Origin of the sequence: Gluconobacter sp. P1D12_c (assembly GCF_018812105.1) — a bacterium.
Classification (GTDB): Bacteria; Pseudomonadota; Alphaproteobacteria; order Acetobacterales; family Acetobacteraceae; genus Gluconobacter; species Gluconobacter oxydans_A.
This window is the reverse complement of record NZ_JACSIQ010000205.1, coordinates 1-577: the sequence shown is the minus strand read 5'-3', so window position 1 is coordinate 577 and position 577 is coordinate 1. Positions and strand designations below refer to the sequence as shown.

At 45.0% G+C, this 577-nt stretch carries 1 protein-coding gene; it reads right to left on the bottom strand.

Features of this window, described 5'->3' with window-relative positions; all coding sequences use genetic code 11:
* Positions 1-577, bottom strand: a 577-nt coding sequence (locus KP705_RS16345) for a hypothetical protein (protein WP_215765010.1), incomplete at both ends; no start/stop codon positions are given.

Here is a 577-nt window from a genome sequence, read left to right as displayed (position 1 = left end):
AGCCATAGCAATATCGGGCCCGAACATATCCAATGATTTAGGGACACCTATCGTGGCTTCGCCTTCATCACGCTTCGTGAAAAGCTCAGCATCATTGATGACACGCKTCTTCATCATCTTCAGAGATCCATCAGACTGATCTCGAACGATGCGAAGCCTCTCATCATTAAGAGACCCCTTGAACTCCTTAAACGATCCGTACCTCTGTATCAGTCGCGTATTGAGTGTCTCATTATAGAACCACTCAAGATGGCCATCCTCCATCGTCTCAATATCGTTCGKCTTAGTCACATATTTTGTGACCTCATCAACAGACTCAAGAGTTCCCGCATCCTTAACAATGCACGACATCCTCTCACGAACATCAGCAAGAAAATCCTGCCAGCCGTTCCCCTTCAAATACGGCAGATCAAAGAGGATATTCATATGCATGTTAAGGGTTTCATGATCCTCATTATGAGTGAACTCAGTCCCCCTGAAATACAGATTTGAACCATATTTTTGATTGAGCCAACGGAAGCAATCAGAGAGGTTGCGTGTCCATTTCCTATGCTCCGCCTTGAGGTCATCATATAAG